The following is an 18312-nucleotide window of genomic DNA, read 5'->3' as shown; positions in this document are numbered from 1 at the left end:
CAAACCCCATACATAAATACATATAAATTTGCCTGCTAATTTTTAAAATATCGCTTGTTTTTTATCATAGAATGCGCTATCTGGTTTAAATCGTAATTGACTTATTGAAATTTTCTATAAATTGTTTTGATGACATATTTTTGTTGTTATCTTTTTTCGAAAATTGTTTTATCTTTTCCATCCAAGTCTGAAAGAATTAATTTTTGCTCTTCAAATGAGTATGAATATTTTTTAGAATTATTCTTTTCCGATTTTAAGGTTAAAGTTTTTTGTTCATTATTTATTTCCCACTTTCCATAATCGTTAATGTTTTCATTATAACCTACGTCATAAGTTCCGTCTTTTTTAAATTCAGTCCAATTATCACGATTATTATTTTTCCATATTCCAATTATATTTTCAGAATTTAGTTCTTCTACATCATCGTCGTAATAAAAGATTTTTCTTTTTACAATATAAGTCACCTTGCTATTTTTATCTGTAATTTTTTGTTGAATCCAATTTTTTTTTGAATCATATTCATAAGTATATTTTGTTTTCTCTATTAATTTATTTCTTGAATCATAAACTTTTAATACCGACACATCATTTTTTTCATTTCTTTCAAATGTTGTTTTAGTTTCTACTTTTCCAATCGAGTCAAAACCAATTTGAGTTTTTAAATAATCATCTTCAAATTCATTTGTCCAAGAATAACTAACTTTACCTTTATTATTTAAAAATCTACCATTAACTTTTTGGCCTGAATCCAAAAACTCAAAAATATAAGTGTTTTCAATATTTCCTTCTGGATTATATGCAACTGACTTTATTACTCTGTCTTTTGAATCTTTATATTGTTTAAATTTTAATTTTAAATTACCTTCAGAATCATAATTTGCTGTACTGGAAATAATTTTATTTTTATCGTAATTTATAACTTGTCTTGCATTAATATTATCATCCCTATCATAATCTACATATTCAATTATATTTCCAAATTCATTAAATTGACTTGAGTAATTTCCACTGAAATTTTTATCTCCAATTTCGTATTTGCCAAATTCAATTTTTGTTTCAAATGTGTTTACATTGATTTTTCTTACTTTACCTTGAAGGTTATAATCATTAAGAGAATTTTTATTATTAGAACAACTTGAAATTATTAAAGAAGTTAAAAATAATAATGTTAAAATATTTTGTTTCATATTGTTTGTTTTTAAGTGTTCGGCGGTAAAATATCAGCTAACTAGTCTATATGTTTGATAAACATTAGATTTTATTTATTTTCAAATATATAAATAAATCACTGAAAATACTTATAAAAACGAAACAGCTATTCATTTATTTTCAAAGATATATTCTTTGCTTTTAGGATTGTTACGGGAAACCGTAAACGGAGTTATTTATCGCATAATCCGTAGCCCAGACAGCAGCGGAAAGCCTATGCCGGTTGAAAACTACTTTTTCTGGTGGTGGCAGAGCGGCCAGAGGAAGCTACTGACAGCGGCTAGAAAAAGGGTTTGAAACCAAATAGCTTGCAGCGTAGGGCGGGAATGGCTCCAGAAATTAGATCCTGAAATAAATTCAGGATAAAAAAAATTCCCCAACTACTTTCGTAATTGAGGAATTTAATTTAAGGTATCGAAACGGTTATTAGTTCACGATAACCCATTGTCCTGAAGCGATTAGACTCTCTGCTTTTTTGTATTTCATTTCTTGTGTTTGTCCGTTAGCCACGTTTTGAATAGTTACGTTGTCATTACGATTAATTTTTGGCATATCGCGCACAATCGTTTCGGTTACTTGACGTTGTTGGGTTTGTCCGGCCTCACGGTTGGCTGCTTCGCTACTCACAATCTCGTCTTTGCTCAATTGATAATCGTCTTGTTGACGTACTTCTTTCGCTTCTTGAATTTGTTGGTTTTCTTGAGCCGGTAAATCCCCTTTGAACAAGAACGAAATCACTTCTTTATTTACATTGTCTATCATGGCTCTAAACAAATTGAACGCCTCGAGTTTGTAAATAAGTAATGGATCTTTTTGTTCGTGAACCGCAAGTTGTACCGATTGTTTCAACTCATCCATTTTGCGCAAGTGTTTTTTCCAAGCTTCATCTACAATAGATAAGGTAATATTTTTTTCAAAATCAGCAACAAGTTGAGCTCCTTCAGTTTCGTAGGCTTTTTTCAGATCAGTAACTACATTCAACGATTTGATTCCATCTGTAAATGGAACTACAATGCGTTCAAATTGGTTGTTTTTGTCTTCGTAAACATTTTTTATAATAGGAAATGCTTCTCTCGCGCTTCGTACTGTTTTTTCGGTGTAATATTCTAATGTAGCTTTGTACACTTTACCTGTTAATTCCATTTCGCTGAGTTTTATGAACTCACTTTCAGTAACCGGTGATGTAATAGAGAAATAACGAATTAACTCAAACTCAAAGTTTTTGAAATTATTAGTCGCTTTGTTTTGATCAATAATAAGTTCGCAGGTGTCATACAGCATGTTGGCAATATCCAATTTCAATCGCTCTCCAAACAAGGCATGACGACGGCGTTTGTACACTACTTCACGTTGCGCATTCATGACATCATCATATTCCAGTAAACGCTTACGAACACCAAAGTTATTTTCTTCTACTTTTTTCTGGGCACGTTCGATCGATTTAGTCATCATGGAATGCTGAATCACTTCGCCTTCCTGCAATCCCATTCGGTCCATAACTTTTGCCACTCTTTCAGAACCAAACAAACGCATGAGGTTGTCTTCAAGAGAAACATAAAACTGAGAACTTCCAGGATCACCCTGACGTCCTGCACGACCACGTAACTGACGGTCTACACGACGCGAATCATGACGTTCCGTACCTACAATTGCTAATCCACCTGCGGCTTTCACTTCGGCAGATAATTTAATATCGGTACCACGACCCGCCATGTTTGTTGCAATTGTTACCACACCAGGTTTCCCTGCTTCTTCAACAATTTGCGCTTCTTGTTTGTGCATTTTTGCATTCAAGACATTGTGTGCAACACCTCTCATTTTCAACATTCGGCTTAACAATTCTGAAATCTCTACTGAAGTTGTGCCAATAAGAACCGGTCTCCCTGCTTTAGATAATTCTGAAACGTCTTCGATTACGGCATTGAATTTTTCACGAGTAGTTTTATAAATAAAATCTTCTTTATCTTTTCTGGCCATTGGTCTGTTCGTAGGAATCTCTACCACGTCCAGTTTGTATATTTGCCACAACTCACCTGCTTCAGTAGAGGCTGTTCCTGTCATTCCTCCCAGTTTGTTGTACATTCTGAAGTAATTCTGTAATGTAACTGTTGCAAATGTTTGTGTTGCTGCTTCAATTTTTACATTTTCTTTGGCTTCAATGGCTTGGTGTAAACCGTCAGAATACCGACGACCGTCCATGATACGTCCCGTTTGCTCATCAACAATCATGATTTTGTTGTCCATGATTACATATTCTACATCTTTTTCGAATAAAGCGTATGCTTTCAAAAGTTGTGTCAGGGTGTGGATGCGCTCACTTTTGATTCCGAAATCTTGAAATAATTTTTCCTTCTCTTCCGCTTCTGCATCTTTATCAAGTTTTCTTTTTTCGATAGCGGCAATTTCGGTTCCAATGTCCGGAAGTACAAAAAAGTCAGAATCAGTATCTCCGGAAAGGAATTGGATACCATTGTCAGACAGTTCTACCTGATTGTTTTTTTCTTCAATAACAAAATACAAAGCCTCATCAATCTTGTGCATTTCTCTTTTGTTATCCTGCATGTATTGATTTTCGGTTTTTTGAAGCAATTGTCTAATTCCTTCTTCACTCAAAAATTTAATCAATGCTTTATTTTTTGGTAATGCTCGGTAGGCTCTTAACAATTGGAATCCACCATCTTTGGTATTTCCTTCTTTTATTAATTTTTTAGCTTCAGATAGGAAGCCGTTTGCCAATTGACGTTGTAAACTAACCAAATTTTCAATTTTCGGTTTCAATTCGTTAAACTCATGGCGATCTCCCTGAGGAACTGGACCTGAGATAATTAATGGTGTTCTTGCATCATCAATCAAAACAGAATCGACTTCATCGACAATCGCATAATTGTGTTTTCTTTGCACTAAATCTTCTGGAGAATGTGCCATATTATCTCTCAAGTAGTCAAAACCAAACTCATTATTGGTTCCGTACGTGATATCAGCATCGTATGCTTTTTTTCGTCCTTCTGAGCTTGGCTGATAATTGTCAATACATTCTACTGACATACCATGAAATTCAAATAAAGGTGCTTTCCATGTACTATCTCTTTTTGCCAAATAATCGTTGACAGTCACTAGATGTACTCCGTTTCCTGTCAATGCATTTAAGTAAAGCGGCAAAGTTGCCACTAATGTTTTTCCTTCACCTGTTTGCATTTCAGCTACTTTTCCTTCATGTAAAACCATTCCGCCAATTAATTGTACGTCATAGTGAATCATGTCCCAAGTAATTTCTTTACCCGCAGCACTCCAAGAATTTGCCCAGATCGCAGTGTCTCCATCTAGAGTTATATAGCTTTTTGTTGCCGAAATTTCACGGTCTTTTGCAGTGGCAGTTACAATTACTTGTGTACTGTCTTTGAAACGTCTAGCCGTTTCTTTGACTACAGCAAAAGCTTCCGGAAGAATTTCTAACAACGTTTTTTCCGAAATATCATAAGCCTCTTTTTCCAGCGCATCAATAGCGACGTAAATATCTTCTCGTTTGTCGATATCTTCAATACTTTCAACTTCTACTTTCAGAGCACTAATTTTAGCATCTTTTTCAGAACGGTCTTGTTTTATTTTTTCTTTGAAAAATGCAGTACGCGCTCTAAGCTCATCATTAGACAATGCCATTAGAGGAGTTTCAAAAGTTTTAATTTTGTTAAGATACGGCTGTAAAGCTTTCACATCTTTTTGAGATTTATCCCCAACAAAGACTTTGATAATACTATTTATAAAACTCATAATATGTTTTTATTTCTGTTTGTGTAATTCTGTAAATTTAAACAAAAAAAAAGCCTCTTTAGAGACTTTTTCTTGGTTTACTTTTTAATATTCATCCTCATTCCAAAGATAATCTTCGTCTGTAGGATAATCTGGCCAAATTTCTTCCATTGATTCATATATCTCGCCTTCATCTTCTATAGACTGAAGGTTTTCTACTACTTCTAATGGAGCTCCTGCTCTAATAGCGTAGTCAATAAGTTCGTCTTTGTTAGCAGGCCACGGTGCATCACTTAGATAGGATGCTAATTCTAATGTCCAATACATCTTGTTGTCTGTTTAGTTTTGTGCAAAAATAAATTTTTTACTGAAAAAGACAAGTAAAAAATCATTTATTTTAATAAAAAGTTAAGAACGTTTTTTTTGATTTAAATTTTGCGGTTAAAAAGTTTGCATTTTTTCACTATAAATACAACTGAAAAAACCTTAAATGCTGCAAATTATTTTCTAGGAATCCATTGAACTTCCGTAGCTTTCAGATCATGAGACAACTTTCGTGCCAACACAAAAAGGTAGTCAGAAAGTCGGTTCAGGTACTTTATTGCGATTTCTGCAACCGGTTCGTTGTGGCTTAAATGAACTGCTAAACGCTCCGCTCTACGGCATACGCAACGTGCTATATGACAATATGACACGGTTGTATGTCCGCCAGGAAGTACGAAATGAGTCATGGGTGGTAAGGCTTCTTCCATGCTGTCAATTTCATTTTCCAACAGTTCAATATCTGATTCAATTATTCCGAGTTTTTTCAAACGAAGTTCGCCGTTTTTCAGTACTTCTTTTTCCGGTGGCGTTGCTAATATAGCGCCTACTGTAAACAAACGATCCTGAATCTCGATTAGAATTTCTTTGTAATGGGAATTCATCTCCTGATCTCGGATTAGTCCAATGTGAGAATTCAATTCGTCTACCGTACCATAACTTTCTATTCGTGCGTGATCTTTTGGGACTCTGGTTCCGCCAAAAAGTGCCGTGGTTCCTTTATCACCAGTCTTTGTATATACTTTCATCCAAGGTTTGTGTTAATTTGTAATTTGTTTGATGGAAACAAATTTACTGTATTAATTCCACTATTGCCGTAACAAATCGTTCCAGTGAACCTTCACTTAAATTGAAATATAAATCAGGTTCAATGCATTCAATTTCCATTAAATAAAGTTCATTATCAATCAGTATCCCATCTACCCTGGCGTACAGTAAGTTCTCTTGAAAAGTATCAACAACTTTTTGTGCTTTTTCAATCAATTCTGAACTGGGATGTACCAAATTATAGATACCACCAAATAGGGACTGTACTCTAAAATCTCCATCAACGGGTTTTTTGTTTACCGCATGAGAGAATTTTTTATTGAAAAAGATAAATGAAGTTTCACCTAGAGTTTGAATCTCCGGCATAAATTCCTGTAACAGCAATTCTTTCTCTGCAGCTATGGTCGCATATTTCTGGTTTATTTCTTCACTATCTGATGTTTCAAAAACTTCAGTGAGATACGATCCTGCCGAAAATGCAGGTTTTATGACTGCTTTTTCCCAATGGGAAGGTAGGTGTTCAGCTAGATTCAGAGTGCCTGTTTTGTCAATAAATACGGTTGGTAATATTGTGATTCCTTGCTTTTGCATTTCACGCAAATAAAACTTGTGTATGTTTTGTTTGATTATTTCAATCGGGTTAAGTGTTTTGATACCCAGTTTTTCTATTTGGTGGAGCCAAATATTAAATTCGGTTTCTTTTTCGAAATAATCCCAAGTATTGCGAAAAATTAGGTAATCAAAATCAGTCCAGTTAATGGTTTTGTCACTCCAAATCACCGCTTTGGCGTTAATATTATGTTTGGCTAGTGCAGGAATTATTTTTTGATCTTCAGGATTTAAATCGGGAAGTTTTTGGCAGGTTAGTATGGCGATATTCATTTTAGGTACTAGTTTTTATTTGGGGTTTAAAAGATATTTGTGAGTGGGATTTTTTAGCCAGGATAGAAGCGGTATCCTGTTTCTTTTTTCTTTTTAAAAAAGAAAGAGATACAAGCGTATAGCCGGAAAAAGCTCCTAAAAAAAATTATTTGGTCGTATCGCTTTCAATAATTCCGTCACGCAATCGTATAATTCGATGCGCATACGCGGCAATTTCTTCTTCGTGCGTTACTAAAATAACGGTGTTCCCATTGGTATGGATGTCTCCAAAAAGTTTCATGATTTCAAGAGAGGTTTTGCTGTCTAAATTTCCTGTAGGTTCATCCGCTAAAATGATGGACGGCTTATTGACCAAGGCACGTGCAATTGCCACCCGCTGGCGTTGACCTCCTGAAAGTTGGTTGGGTTGGTGATCCATTCTGTCAGCAAGATTTACTTGTTCTAAAACTTCCGTGGCGCGTTTATTTCTATCAGATTTAGAGAAACCGGCATAAATCATGGGTAAAGCTACATTGTCTAGTGCGGTTGTTCTGGGCAAAAGATTGAAAGTTTGGAAAACAAATCCTATTTCTTTATTGCGAATTTCGGCTAATTCATCATCTTTCATCTGGCTGACATCCTTCCCATTCAGGATGTAACTACCAGAAGTTGGCGTGTCTAAGCAACCTAATAAATTCATTAAGGTAGATTTTCCGGATCCTGAAGGTCCCATTAATGCTACGTACTCGCCTTTATTTATTTCTAAATCAATGCCTTTGAGAACATATACAATTTCATTTCCAAGCACAAAATCTCGTTTGATATTGGTTATTTTGATTAGCGGGTTTGCCATTAGAATGTATGATTTTTTGACCTTCGACGGTGCGTAGGGTGCTATTAAATTAGATTTTAAAAGTACAAAAGACTTTTGAATTATTAATAAGTAGATGTTTTTTTAATTTGTTACATTTTGAGCTTAGATTTATGCGGTCAGATAATTTTTTATTAATGAAGCACTTGCGTTTTTTTCTATTTTCTTGGTAAATGTATTTTTTAATACGTTAAATCATTCTCTTAAATTTTATGTTATTATAGTATAAATTTGTATAATTTACACTTTATTGGTATTTATTTCATAATTATTTTAATTATTTATAACATTTTTTGGTTATAATTGATAATATAATAATATTACTTATTTTTGTTAAAAGTATTAATCAAATCAAGAAGTTATGAAAAGTACAAAAATGGTGTTAGGAATAGCGGTAGTCGCTTTAGGATTTGCCTCCTGTAAAGATGAAAAAACAGAGCAAGCGGAGAAAATAGTGGATTCTTATGTGATGTATGTGGATTCATTAGGGAATGTTTCTTCCGAGGATGCTAAAGCAAACTGGCGAGGAATTGAAGCTACGTATCAATTAAAAAGTGGTGATGCAAAGGCAGCATTGGGAAATATGAAAGACAATGCGGAGGCGCAGAAATACCTTGATGAAGCAAATGCTAAATACGAGGCTTTGAAAGCAAAATACGAAGCCGAAATAGAGGCTCAAGATAAAGCCGCCGCTGCTGCAAACTCAAAACAACAAATGAGGAACGCTTTATTTGGTGAAGGGAAAGTGGGTGAGGATATGAGTTTTGCTTGGGTGGATAAAGACAATATTCTTAGCGTGTACCAGCAATTTGTAGATGCTGTTGAAACGAATAAAGATAAGTATTCTCGTGAAGACTGGGACGAAATCAAATTGATGTATGAAGCATTGGACAGTAGAAAAAATACAGTTGAAAAAGAAGGACTTTCAGTGGATGCTAACAGAAAAATTTCGGGTTTAAAATTAAAATTTGCACCAATTTATACGCTAAACAGAATGGGAGCAAAATCTGGAGAAATGAAAAAAGCTAAAGAATAAAAAGTAGTTATTCGATATTGAAAATGGCAGTCAGCAATGGCTGTCACTTTTTTTAGGTTCGAATCACAAAATGTTCTTTTGGTTGTTCTCTCCTAAATAATACCAATCCCCACTGAAATGTGTCAATTGTTACCGTTACTTTGGGATGGTTTTTTATAATTTCCCAAGCTTGTTCCATTTCTGGCGACCAGTGAATGTCATCGAATATCCAAAGGGTTTCGTTCGTAATGGTAGGAAGTAATACTTCAAAATAGTCTAATGTTGCTTTCTTGGAGTGATTGCCGTCGAAGTAAATTAAAGAAAAGTGTTCAGTGTTCAGTGTACAGTTTTGCAGATAAGCATTGAACTCTGTTATTTCGGAACATATAGTATTGAAATTGAATTTTTTAAATTGCAATTGAGCTTGTCTAGCGGTTTCAGGACAACCTTCTAAAGTGATTATTTGGACTTTTGAATTGCCTAAAGCTAGGGCAGAAGTCGCCAATCCCAATGAAGTTCCAATTTCTAAAATAGAGTCCGGTTGAAAATAATTGGTGATTCTAAAAAGTAATTCAGCTCGCTTGGGAGAAATTCCTGCTGTTTTGGCAATCTTGGCAATTACTCTGGAATTCGATTTAAACACTTTGGAACCCGCACCAAAATCAGTGACTTCAATGGTATTATTATTTGCTAAAAGCGAGTTTCTATATTTTCTTAAAATCGTATATTCCGGTTTTGATTTTTTATCATAAAAGCATCTCGTCAATAAAGTAAACACAAATGGCGAATGCACCGCATGCTCATTTTTTGAGTGCCAAAGGAATTGTAAATACGATTTGATTTGAAACAGCATGAAACTTTTTTGTTACACAGAGATTCTCAGAGAGAAAACACGAAGATACACTGAGTTTTTCAATTTTGTGAATCTTTGCGGTTGCTTCGTGCATCTTGGTGAAAGAACATTGTGGGTGCGAAGATAGTAAGATAATAGTCGAAAGTCAAAATACAATTCTATCATCTTTGCGCTTCGACTTCCGACTGTATTGCTTCGAAACATTACGACTTTAAAAAGGCTATCTTTGCGCCCTTGGAATTTACACAAGAATAATATCCATTTTTTTTACGATGATGATTGAACAAATAGAACATAAAACTACGATAAGCTCTGAAGAAATTGACCGCTGCATCGCTATTTTAGCACAATTGAATACGGATACGGATCAAATATTTGATATTCCAAAAGAGCAACGCACCGCTTTAATCAAAGCGGCAGGTATGTTTTCCAGACCCGATCGTGACGAGCTTTCTCGGAGAAAAAAAGACGGTAAAGTGGCTGCTAAACGCAAAATGGAAAAGCGTGACAGAACCGCCCGTAAGGTAACCGGAATCCGCCATGCGCGTGAAGCAAGTGTTTTTATGGCGCCAAAACTTTTGGCTTACAATGATCTTGTGAACAAAGAACAATTGGAACTGGAAACTCCACGAAACTGTTACGTGTGTAAAACGGAGTTTACTAAAATGCACCACTTTTACGATACAATGTGTACCGATTGTGGCGATTTTAATTATGCCAAACGTTTTCAAACCGCAGATGTAAATGGGCAAGTTGCCGTTATCACAGGTTCTCGTCTAAAAATTGGATATCACATTACATTGATGTTGTTGCGTGGTGGAGCAACCGTTATTGCAACGACTCGCTTTCCGGTGGATTCCGCATTGCGTTTTTCTAAGGAAGACGATTTCATGGATTGGGGACATCGTTTGAAAATTCACGGATTGGATTTGCGACACATTCCAAGTGTAGAGATTTTCTGCAATTTTATAGAGCAAAAGTATGAGCGTTTGGATATTCTGATTAATAATGCAGCGCAAACGGTGAGGCGTCCTGCGGGATTTTATACGCATCTAATGGAAAATGAGGAGCGTTCTATCGGTTCTTTGCCGCAACAGGCACAAGAATTATTACTGGATCATACGAATTGTCTGGATGAATTAAAAGTTTTGACAGCAGGGGCTTCCTCCAATCAGAATATGCCGGTGACTTGGCACGGACCAGAACCTGGAATTGGGTTGCGGGCTTCCGCTAAATTGTCTCAAATTCCGTATTCGTTTGATAATGCTTTGGTGGCAAATGAAGTTTTCCCGGAAGGGGAACTTGATGCCGATTTACAGCAAGTCGATTTGAGAAAAACCAACAGCTGGCGTTTACGTTTGGGACAAATAGAAACCACAGAAATGATCGAAGTGCAACTGGTAAATTCCGTGGCGCCTTTTGTATTATGTAACCGCCTTTCGGAAGTGATGAAGAAAGAGAACACTGGAAAAAAACACATCATTAATGTGTCGGCGATGGAAGGGAAGTTTCATCGCTTTTTCAAAGAAGACCGTCATCCACATACCAATATGGCCAAAGCTGCTTTGAATATGCTGACACATACTTCCTCAGGAACTTTAGCAAAAGACGGCATTTTTATGAATGCGGTTGATACCGGCTGGGTAACCGACGAAGATCCTGCAGAATTAGCCAAAAGAAAACAGGAAGAAGAGGATTTTCAACCGCCATTGGATATTGTAGATGGCGCAGCACGGGTTATGGATCCGTTGTTTGACGGTATTAATACAGGAAAACATTGGTGCGGGAAGTTTTTGAAAGATTACAATCCGATTCCTTGGTAGAAATCCCCCTAACCCCCGAAGGAGGAATTAAAAATGGTTAAAAATAAAAGAACCACAACAGAATTAAATTTGTTGTGGTTTTTTTGTGATTACTATTGTGAGCGCAAAGTCAGAGACATTTGCGCAGCATAATCAAGAACTATTGTATGCTTTGAAGAGCGGGCGCAAAGTCAGAGACATTTGCGCAGCATAATCAAGAACTATTGTATGCTTTGAAGAGCGGGGCTGCAAAAAAATAAGGAAAAAATCTGAAATTATATTTAAACCAGACTTTTTTCAGGGTAATAAAATACTTAGAGCCTGTTTAGATGAGCTAGGAAGGGAATTTTTGATTTTTATTAAAACTTTCGGATAGCTGTGAAAATAAAACTACAGAGCATCAAATGGACTTTTTATTAATTCTAATATTTCTTACTAATTTGTAATCACTGTTTTTTCTAAAAAAAACACAACCCCAACATTTCTAGCGTTACCACTAAAAATATTAGGGTTGTGTATTGATAATTAGTCAGTTTTGTCATTGCGAGGCACGAAGCAATCACATAACGAGAGCAACAAATGGGATTGCTTCGTGCCTCGCAATCACTCTAGCCTTCTATCTTCGCGCTCAGTTCAAACCATCTCTCCTCTTTCTCTTCAATTTTATTGATGATGTTTTTCAATTCGTTCGCTTTTTTTTCAATATCAGTGTCAGCAATTTTCCCATCTGAGAATAATTGCTCAATAGCTATTTTCTGAAACTCTAAATCTTTGATTTCTTTCTCGGTTTTCTGGAATTCTTTTTGCTCGTTGAACGTCAGGTTTCCGGTTGGATTATTTTGTTTCCAGTCTTTCTTATCCGCTTTGTTTTCCTCTTTTTGAGCAACATCAGCACTGTCTTCATAAGCTCTAAAATCAGAATAGTTTCCAGGAAAATCTTCCACTACACCTTGTCCTCTAAAAATGAATAAGTGATCCACAATTTTATCCATGAAATACCTATCATGAGAAACCACTAAAAGGCAACCCGGATAGTCCAAAAGGAAACTTTCCAAAACATTCAGTGTCACAATATCCAAATCATTCGTAGGCTCATCCAGAATCAAGAAATTTGGATTCTGAATCAAAACCGTACACAAGTACAAACGTTTCAATTCTCCACCACTCAATCTATCCACGAAATCGTATTGTTTTTTAGCATCAAACAAGAAACGCTCTAACAATTGTGAAGCCGAAATCAATTTTCCTTTCATCAATGGAATGAATTCTCCATATTCCTTAATTACATCAATCACACGTTGACCCGGTTTTGGGTTTATTCCGCTTTGTGTGTAGTAACCCACTTTTATCGTTTCACCAATCACCACTTTACCGCTATCAAGGGAAACGTTTCCGGTCAATAAATTCAAGAAAGTAGATTTACCAGTTCCGTTTTTCCCAATGATTCCAATGCGTTCGCCACGTTGAAAATCAAAACTGAAATTATCCATAATGACATGATCCTTGAATTTCTTGGAAATTTTGTGAAGCTCGATAATCTTGCTTCCCATGCGTTCCATGTTAATTTCAAGCTCCACTTTATTTTCACGACGGCGACTTTGTGCTTTTTCCTTTATGTCATAAAAATCATCTTGACGGGATTTAGATTTGGTCGTTCTCGCTTTTGGCTGACGGCGCATCCATTCCAGTTCTTTTACAAAAAGATTCTGTGCTTTATCCACACTCGAATTTTCTGATGCAATGCGTTCCTCTTTTTTCTCTAAATAATACGAGTAATTTCCTTTGTATTGGTATAATTTTCCGTTATCCAGTTCAATGATTTCGTTACAAACACGCTCCAAGAAGAAACGGTCGTGCGTTACCATAAACAACGTAATATTTTCTTTAGTAAAATAGCTTTCCAGCCATTCAATCATCTCTAAATCCAAGTGGTTAGTAGGCTCATCCAGAATTAATAAATCGGGACGATTGATCAAAATAATAGCTAATGAAAGTCTTTTTTTCTGTCCACCAGAAAGATTTTTTACTTTCAGTTTGAAATCTTCCAACTTCAGTTTGAACAGAATTTGCTTGTATTGTGTTTCAAAGTCCCACGCATTGTGCTGATCCATTCCGTCAAAAGCTTTTTGGTAGGCTTCTTCGTCTTCCGGATTTTCTAATGCTTTTTCATACGCTTCAATCACTTTCAAAGTCTCATTATCCGATGCGAAAATGCTTTCTTCAATCGTCAATTCTTCCTGCAAATTGTTATTTTGCGAAAGGAAGGCCATTTTGATACCTTTTCTGAGTACAACTTGTCCGGTATCTGATTCTTCCAAACCGTTAATGATGCTCATGATAGTCGTTTTTCCAGAGCCATTTTTGGCAATGAAGGCGATTTTTTGGTCTTTACTAATTCCAAAAGAAATGTTTTCAAAAAGTGTTCTTTCTCCAAAAGATTTAGAGATATTTTCGACAGATAAGTAATTCACTTTGTAGGGTATGAGTTATAAATTATAAGAGATGCCTGCATTACTAAACATAACTTTTTTGCAAAAGTAATTCATTTATATTAGGTTTCAAGTTTTATCGTTTAAGTAATGTTAAAACTAAACATGATAACCTGTTTTTTAGGAGCGAATGACTTGGTTTTAGTTGGAACTAAAGGTCCAGCTTTCATTCTAAATGAAATTCACTGAACACCGATGAAAATATTAACTTAGTGAAGTACTCTTTTAGTTTTTAAAGAATAAAAAGGATTTTCCCTTCCATCGGGGCTAGTGGAGAAACATGTTTTTTTTAATTTTCAATAAAATGACGTAAATTTGAGTGGTTAAAAATTTGTATCATGAAAACGGAGACTTTAAAAATCAGCATCACGCAAAGAATCTTAAGTATTAACGACAATAAGATTCTTAGTAAAATAGCAAAACTTCTTGATGAAGAAAATATAGTTGGTTATGACGCAGATGGAAACCCAATTTCTGAAAAAGAATATACTAAAGACATTCATGAGGCTTTACATCAATTGAATGAAGGAAAGTTAGAAACCTATTCTAGTGAAGATGTCAGAAAAAAAATTCTAGGTTAATGAGGGTGCTTTGGAGTAAAAAAGCATCAAATGAACTAGAAGCTATTTATAAGTACATAAAAAAAGAAAGTCCTCAAAATGCTATTTTAGTATTTAATGAAATTTATGATTTGGCAAATTCTCTGCCGAATTTTCCTTATAAATTTCCGGTTGAGCCAATAATTAATATCCAAAAAGTTAGATTTGTGGCCATTTGGAGTTTTAAAATTATTTATTCCGTAGAGAAAGAAAGTGTTGTAGTTTTGAGAATTTTCAACACGAAACAAAATCCCAAAAAACTAAAACAATAAGCTTTGCAACTATCCGTCATCATTCTCAATTACAACGTTCGCTATTTTCTGGAGCTCTGTGTTTTAAGCGTTCAAAACGCATTAGAAACCATTGACGGCGAAATTATTGTAATTGATAACAATTCTTCGGATGACAGTTGTGCAATGATGCAAAAGCTTTTTCCTAACGTAAAACTCATTCAAAACAAAGAAAATATTGGCTTTCCCAAAGGCAATAACATTGGGGTAGCCCAAGCGCAAGGCGAATACATTTGCGTTCTGAATCCCGATACTGTTGTTGCCGAAGATACGTTTATGAAAGTATTGGCTTTCGCCCAAAAACAATCGGATTTAGGAATTGTGGGTTGTAAACTCATCGATGGAACCGGAAGATTTCTGCCCGAAAGCAAACGTGGCGTTCCGACACCTTGGGTCGCTTTTACCAAAATCACAGGTTTATACAAATTATTTTCTGGAACATTCGGGAAGTATTATGCGCAACATTTAAGTGAAAACCAAACCGGAAAAGTAGCCATTCTTGTGGGTGCTTTTATGGTTATGAAAAGAGATTTGTATCTTGAAGTAGCCGGATTTGATGAAGATTGTTTTATGTATTCTGACGATATTGATTTGTCGTATCGAGTCCTGAAAGAAGGAAGATTCAATTATTATTTCCATGAAACGACCGCAATTCACTACAAAGGAGAAAGTACGGTTAAGGATGAAACGTATATGAAACGGTTTCAGGAAGCGATGAATTTCTTCTACAAAAAGCATTTTAAAAGTGCTTTATTTTTCTCCCTTTTTATGAAAATTGGGATTGTCTTTTTTTCTTTGGCGAAAATGTTTCAAGGGAAACCAGGAATAAAAATCATTCCAAAATCATATCTTTTGTATTCAGCTAACCAAAAATTAGCAGATAAGCTCCATTTGGTTTTGCAAAAAAAAGTCCTGTTTCACGATTTGAAAACAGAAAAAATAGTAATTTCGTCTGCTGTTAAAAGTAAAATAGGTGCAGAAATTATTTTAGATAACGAATTCATTTCTTTCAAAAAATGTATCGCAATTCTCGAATCTTCAAGGAATAAAGGATTTACCTTTAAAATTATACCAAAAAACGCTAATTTTTTGATAGGAAGTAATAATAGTAATGAGAGAGGTGAGATTATAGAAATAGAGTAAAAAATTACATTTAATGTAATTTATGTTTGAAATATTTAGTAATTTCGCAAACTGAAAATCAATATCACCTTTTAGGTTAACAATATGGCAAGATTTGAATTAAAACTTCCAAAAATGGGAGAAAGCGTTGCAGAAGCAACCATTACAAACTGGTTAAAAGAAGTTGGCGACAATATTGAAGCGGATGAAGCAGTACTTGAAATTGCTACTGATAAAGTAGACAGTGAAGTGCCAAGCGAAGTTTCGGGAATTTTAGTAGAACAACTGTTTGGTAAAGATGATTTAGTTCAGGTAGGGCAAACTATTGCTATTATTGAGACTGAAGATGGAGTGCTTGTGCCAATTGTTAAAGAAACTGTAGCTCCTGAGGGTATTGCTGAAGTAACAAAAATGGTTAATCCCGAAGCTTCAGGATCCAACGAAAGTGTTGCGACTCCGGCAGATTTGTCTTCCGATTACTCGGAATCTGAAAAATTCTTATCGCCTTTGGTAAAAAATATTGCTAAAGAAGAAGGAGTTTCTGTGGCTGAATTAGCAGCAATTTCGGGAACAGGAAAAGAGGGAAGAGTGACTAAAAATGATATTTTAGAGTATGTAAAAAACAGAACGAGTCAGCCTGCTTTTGTAGTTCCGGTGGCAGCAGTTCAAAAATCGGTTGCAGTTCCAGCAGCTCAAAAAGCAGCTCCGGTATCCGTAAGCGGTGGTGATGAAATTATAGAAATGGACAGAATGCGCAAGCTAATTGCGGGATACATGGTCGCTTCTGTACAAACTTCGGCTCATGTACAATCGTTTATCGAAGTTGATGTGACAAATATTGTAAAATGGAGAGAGAAAAATAAAGTTGCTTTCGAAAAAAGAGAAGGGGAGAAGTTGACGTATACGCCAATTTTCATGGAAGCGGTTGCTAAAGCGATAAAAGATTTTCCGGGAATGAATATTTCTGTGGATGGCGATTATATTATCAAGAAGAAAAACATCAACTTAGGAATGGCTGCTTCGTTACCAAACGGAAATTTAATTGTTCCCGTTATTAAAAATGCGGATCAGTTAAATTTAGTTGGAATGGCTAAAGCGGTCAATGATTTAGGAGGTCGTGCAAAAGCTGGAAAACTAAAACCGGACGATACTCAAGGCGGAACCTATACGGTTACTAATGTGGGAACTTTTGGAAGTGTTTTTGGTACGCCAATTTTAAATCAGCCTCAAGTGGGTATTTTAGCCCTTGGAGCAATCCGTAAAATGCCGGCAGTAATCGAAACTCCAGAAGGTGATTTTATTGGAATTCGTCAGAAAATGTTTTTGTCACACAGCTATGATCATCGAGTGGTAGATGGAGCTTTAGGAGGCAGTTTTGTAAAAAGAGTCGCTGAATACTTAGAAGCCTTTGATGTAAACAGAGATCTTTAAAAGTTTTACAGATCATAAAAACCCGATTGATTTTTGAAAATCAATCGGGTTTTCTTTTTTTTGAGTTTTTCTTCAACTTTAAGCCTTGAACTTTGAACGAAATTAAACCTAAATTTCTATATTTGTATCCACACAAAATTTAAAAATGGAACTCAAACTCAATAAACCAATTTGCTTTTTCGATCTTGAAACCACAGGAATTGACATCGGAAAAGACAGAATTGTTGAAATCTCAATATTCAAAGTTTTTCCAAACGGAAACAAGGAAAGTAAAACGTGGTTAGTTAATCCAACGATTCCAATTCCAGCACAAACTACCGCTGTTCATGGTATTACTGATGAAAAAGTGGCCAATGAACCTACTTTTAACGAACTGGCGACTCAAGTGTATAATATGATTAAAGACAGTGATTTAGCTGGATTTAATTCGGATCGTTTTGATATTCCGTTATTGGCTGAAGAAATGCTACGTGCCGGAGTAGATTTTGATATGAAAGGAAGGGTTTCTGTTGATGTGCAAACCGTTTTTCATAAAATGGAAGAGCGCACATTGAGCGCAGCTCACAAATTTTATTGTGGAAAAACGCTTGAAAATGCACACTCTGCAGAAGCAGATACCATGGCAACTTACGAGATTCTGAAAGCGCAACTGGATCGCTATCCGGAACTTGAAAACGATATGAAATTATTGTCCGAGTTTACAACAAGAAAGAAAATTGCTGATTTCGCAGGAATGATTGCTTTTGATAAGGATGAGGAGGAGATTTTTACTTTTGGAAAACACAAAGGAGTCAAAGTGGGTAAAATTCTGGAAACAGAGCCCGGTTATTTCAGTTGGATTCAAAACGCCGATTTTCCGTTGTACACCAAGAAAGTTTTAACGGCAATTAAACTACGAAAACTGAATACAAAATAGGTTTTAGTGTATTGGGTA

General features: G+C 35.4%; 15 protein-coding genes. 7 read left to right on the top strand and 8 right to left on the bottom strand.

The genetic code is table 11. The features are described 5' to 3' along the window. Positions 1–146: 146 nt before the first annotated feature. The 6 genes from EKM02_RS11030 to EKM02_RS11005 form a co-directional block, all read right to left on the bottom strand. Positions 147–1187: a hypothetical protein gene (locus EKM02_RS11030; RefSeq protein ID WP_126455111.1), complete on the bottom strand. Its 1041-nt coding sequence runs from the start codon at positions 1185–1187 to the stop codon at positions 147–149. Positions 1188–1635: 448 nt separating this feature from the next. After that, positions 1636–4977 (bottom strand): preprotein translocase subunit SecA, encoded by a 3342-nt coding sequence (gene secA / locus EKM02_RS11025; protein ID WP_126455109.1) that lies wholly within the window; start codon positions 4975–4977, stop codon positions 1636–1638. Positions 4978–5061: 84 nt separating this feature from the next. Further along, positions 5062–5283: a DUF2795 domain-containing protein gene (locus EKM02_RS11020; RefSeq protein ID WP_007138072.1), complete on the bottom strand. Its 222-nt coding sequence runs from the start codon at positions 5281–5283 to the stop codon at positions 5062–5064. Positions 5284–5456: 173 nt separating this feature from the next. After that, positions 5457–6026, bottom strand: coding sequence for a cob(I)yrinic acid a,c-diamide adenosyltransferase (locus EKM02_RS11015; RefSeq protein WP_126455107.1), 570 nt, complete (start codon positions 6024–6026; stop codon positions 5457–5459). A 43-nt stretch (positions 6027–6069) separates the two neighbouring features. Continuing rightward, positions 6070–6927 (bottom strand): RimK family alpha-L-glutamate ligase, encoded by an 858-nt coding sequence (locus EKM02_RS11010; protein WP_126455105.1) that lies wholly within the window; start codon positions 6925–6927, stop codon positions 6070–6072. Positions 6928–7072: 145 nt separating this feature from the next. Beyond that, complete coding sequence (locus tag EKM02_RS11005; RefSeq protein WP_126455103.1) at positions 7073–7759, bottom strand: ABC transporter ATP-binding protein; 687 nt, start codon at positions 7757–7759, stop codon at positions 7073–7075. Between the two features lie 379 nt (positions 7760–8138). Here EKM02_RS11005 and EKM02_RS11000 point away from each other — a divergent pair, with 379 nt between their 5' ends. After that, positions 8139–8813 carry a hypothetical protein gene (locus tag EKM02_RS11000; RefSeq protein WP_126455101.1) on the top strand — a complete coding sequence of 225 codons (675 nt, stop codon included), beginning with the start codon at positions 8139–8141 and terminating at the stop codon, positions 8811–8813. 52 nt (positions 8814–8865) lie between these two features. On the opposite strand, the gene EKM02_RS10995 is transcribed toward EKM02_RS11000, so the two are convergent. After that, positions 8866–9645, bottom strand: coding sequence for an O-methyltransferase (locus EKM02_RS10995; protein ID WP_126455099.1), 780 nt, complete (start codon positions 9643–9645; stop codon positions 8866–8868). Positions 9646–9917: 272 nt separating this feature from the next. Between EKM02_RS10995 and EKM02_RS10990 the strand changes: the two genes are divergently transcribed. Beyond that, positions 9918–11468 (top strand): SDR family NAD(P)-dependent oxidoreductase, encoded by a 1551-nt coding sequence (locus EKM02_RS10990; protein WP_126455097.1) that lies wholly within the window; start codon positions 9918–9920, stop codon positions 11466–11468. Between the two features lie 587 nt (positions 11469–12055). On the opposite strand, the gene EKM02_RS10985 is transcribed toward EKM02_RS10990, so the two are convergent. Then, positions 12056–13918 (bottom strand): ABC-F family ATP-binding cassette domain-containing protein, encoded by a 1863-nt coding sequence (locus tag EKM02_RS10985; RefSeq protein ID WP_126455095.1) that lies wholly within the window; start codon positions 13916–13918, stop codon positions 12056–12058. Positions 13919–14274: 356 nt separating this feature from the next. On the opposite strand from EKM02_RS10985, the gene EKM02_RS10980 reads away from it, so the two are divergent. The 5 genes from EKM02_RS10980 to EKM02_RS10960 all read left to right on the top strand — a co-directional run bounded on the left by EKM02_RS10980 (position 14275) and on the right by EKM02_RS10960 (position 18294). Continuing rightward, the gene (locus EKM02_RS10980) at positions 14275–14517 is read left to right on the top strand and encodes a hypothetical protein (RefSeq protein WP_126455093.1); all 243 of its coding nucleotides are present in this window, start codon (positions 14275–14277) and stop codon (positions 14515–14517) included. After that, entirely contained in the window at positions 14517–14807 is a 291-nt protein-coding gene (locus EKM02_RS10975) for a type II toxin-antitoxin system RelE/ParE family toxin (protein ID WP_126455091.1), read from the top strand. Before EKM02_RS10980 ends, EKM02_RS10975 begins: the two co-directional genes overlap by 1 nt. Before the next feature lie 3 nt (positions 14808–14810). After that, entirely contained in the window at positions 14811–15968 is a 1158-nt protein-coding gene (locus EKM02_RS10970) for a glycosyltransferase family 2 protein (protein ID WP_126455089.1), read from the top strand. A gap of 84 nt (positions 15969–16052) precedes the next feature. Then, complete coding sequence (locus EKM02_RS10965) at positions 16053–17378, top strand: dihydrolipoamide acetyltransferase family protein (protein WP_126455087.1); 1326 nt, start codon at positions 16053–16055, stop codon at positions 17376–17378. Between the two features lie 145 nt (positions 17379–17523). Further along, positions 17524–18294: a 3'-5' exonuclease gene (locus EKM02_RS10960; RefSeq protein ID WP_126455085.1), complete on the top strand. Its 771-nt coding sequence runs from the start codon at positions 17524–17526 to the stop codon at positions 18292–18294. The last annotated feature ends 18 nt before the right edge of the window (positions 18295–18312 follow it).

The organism is Flavobacterium sp. RSP49, from assembly GCF_003968735.1.
Lineage (GTDB): Bacteria > Bacteroidota > Bacteroidia > Flavobacteriales > Flavobacteriaceae > Flavobacterium.
This window is presented reverse-complemented; position numbering and strand designations above follow the sequence as displayed.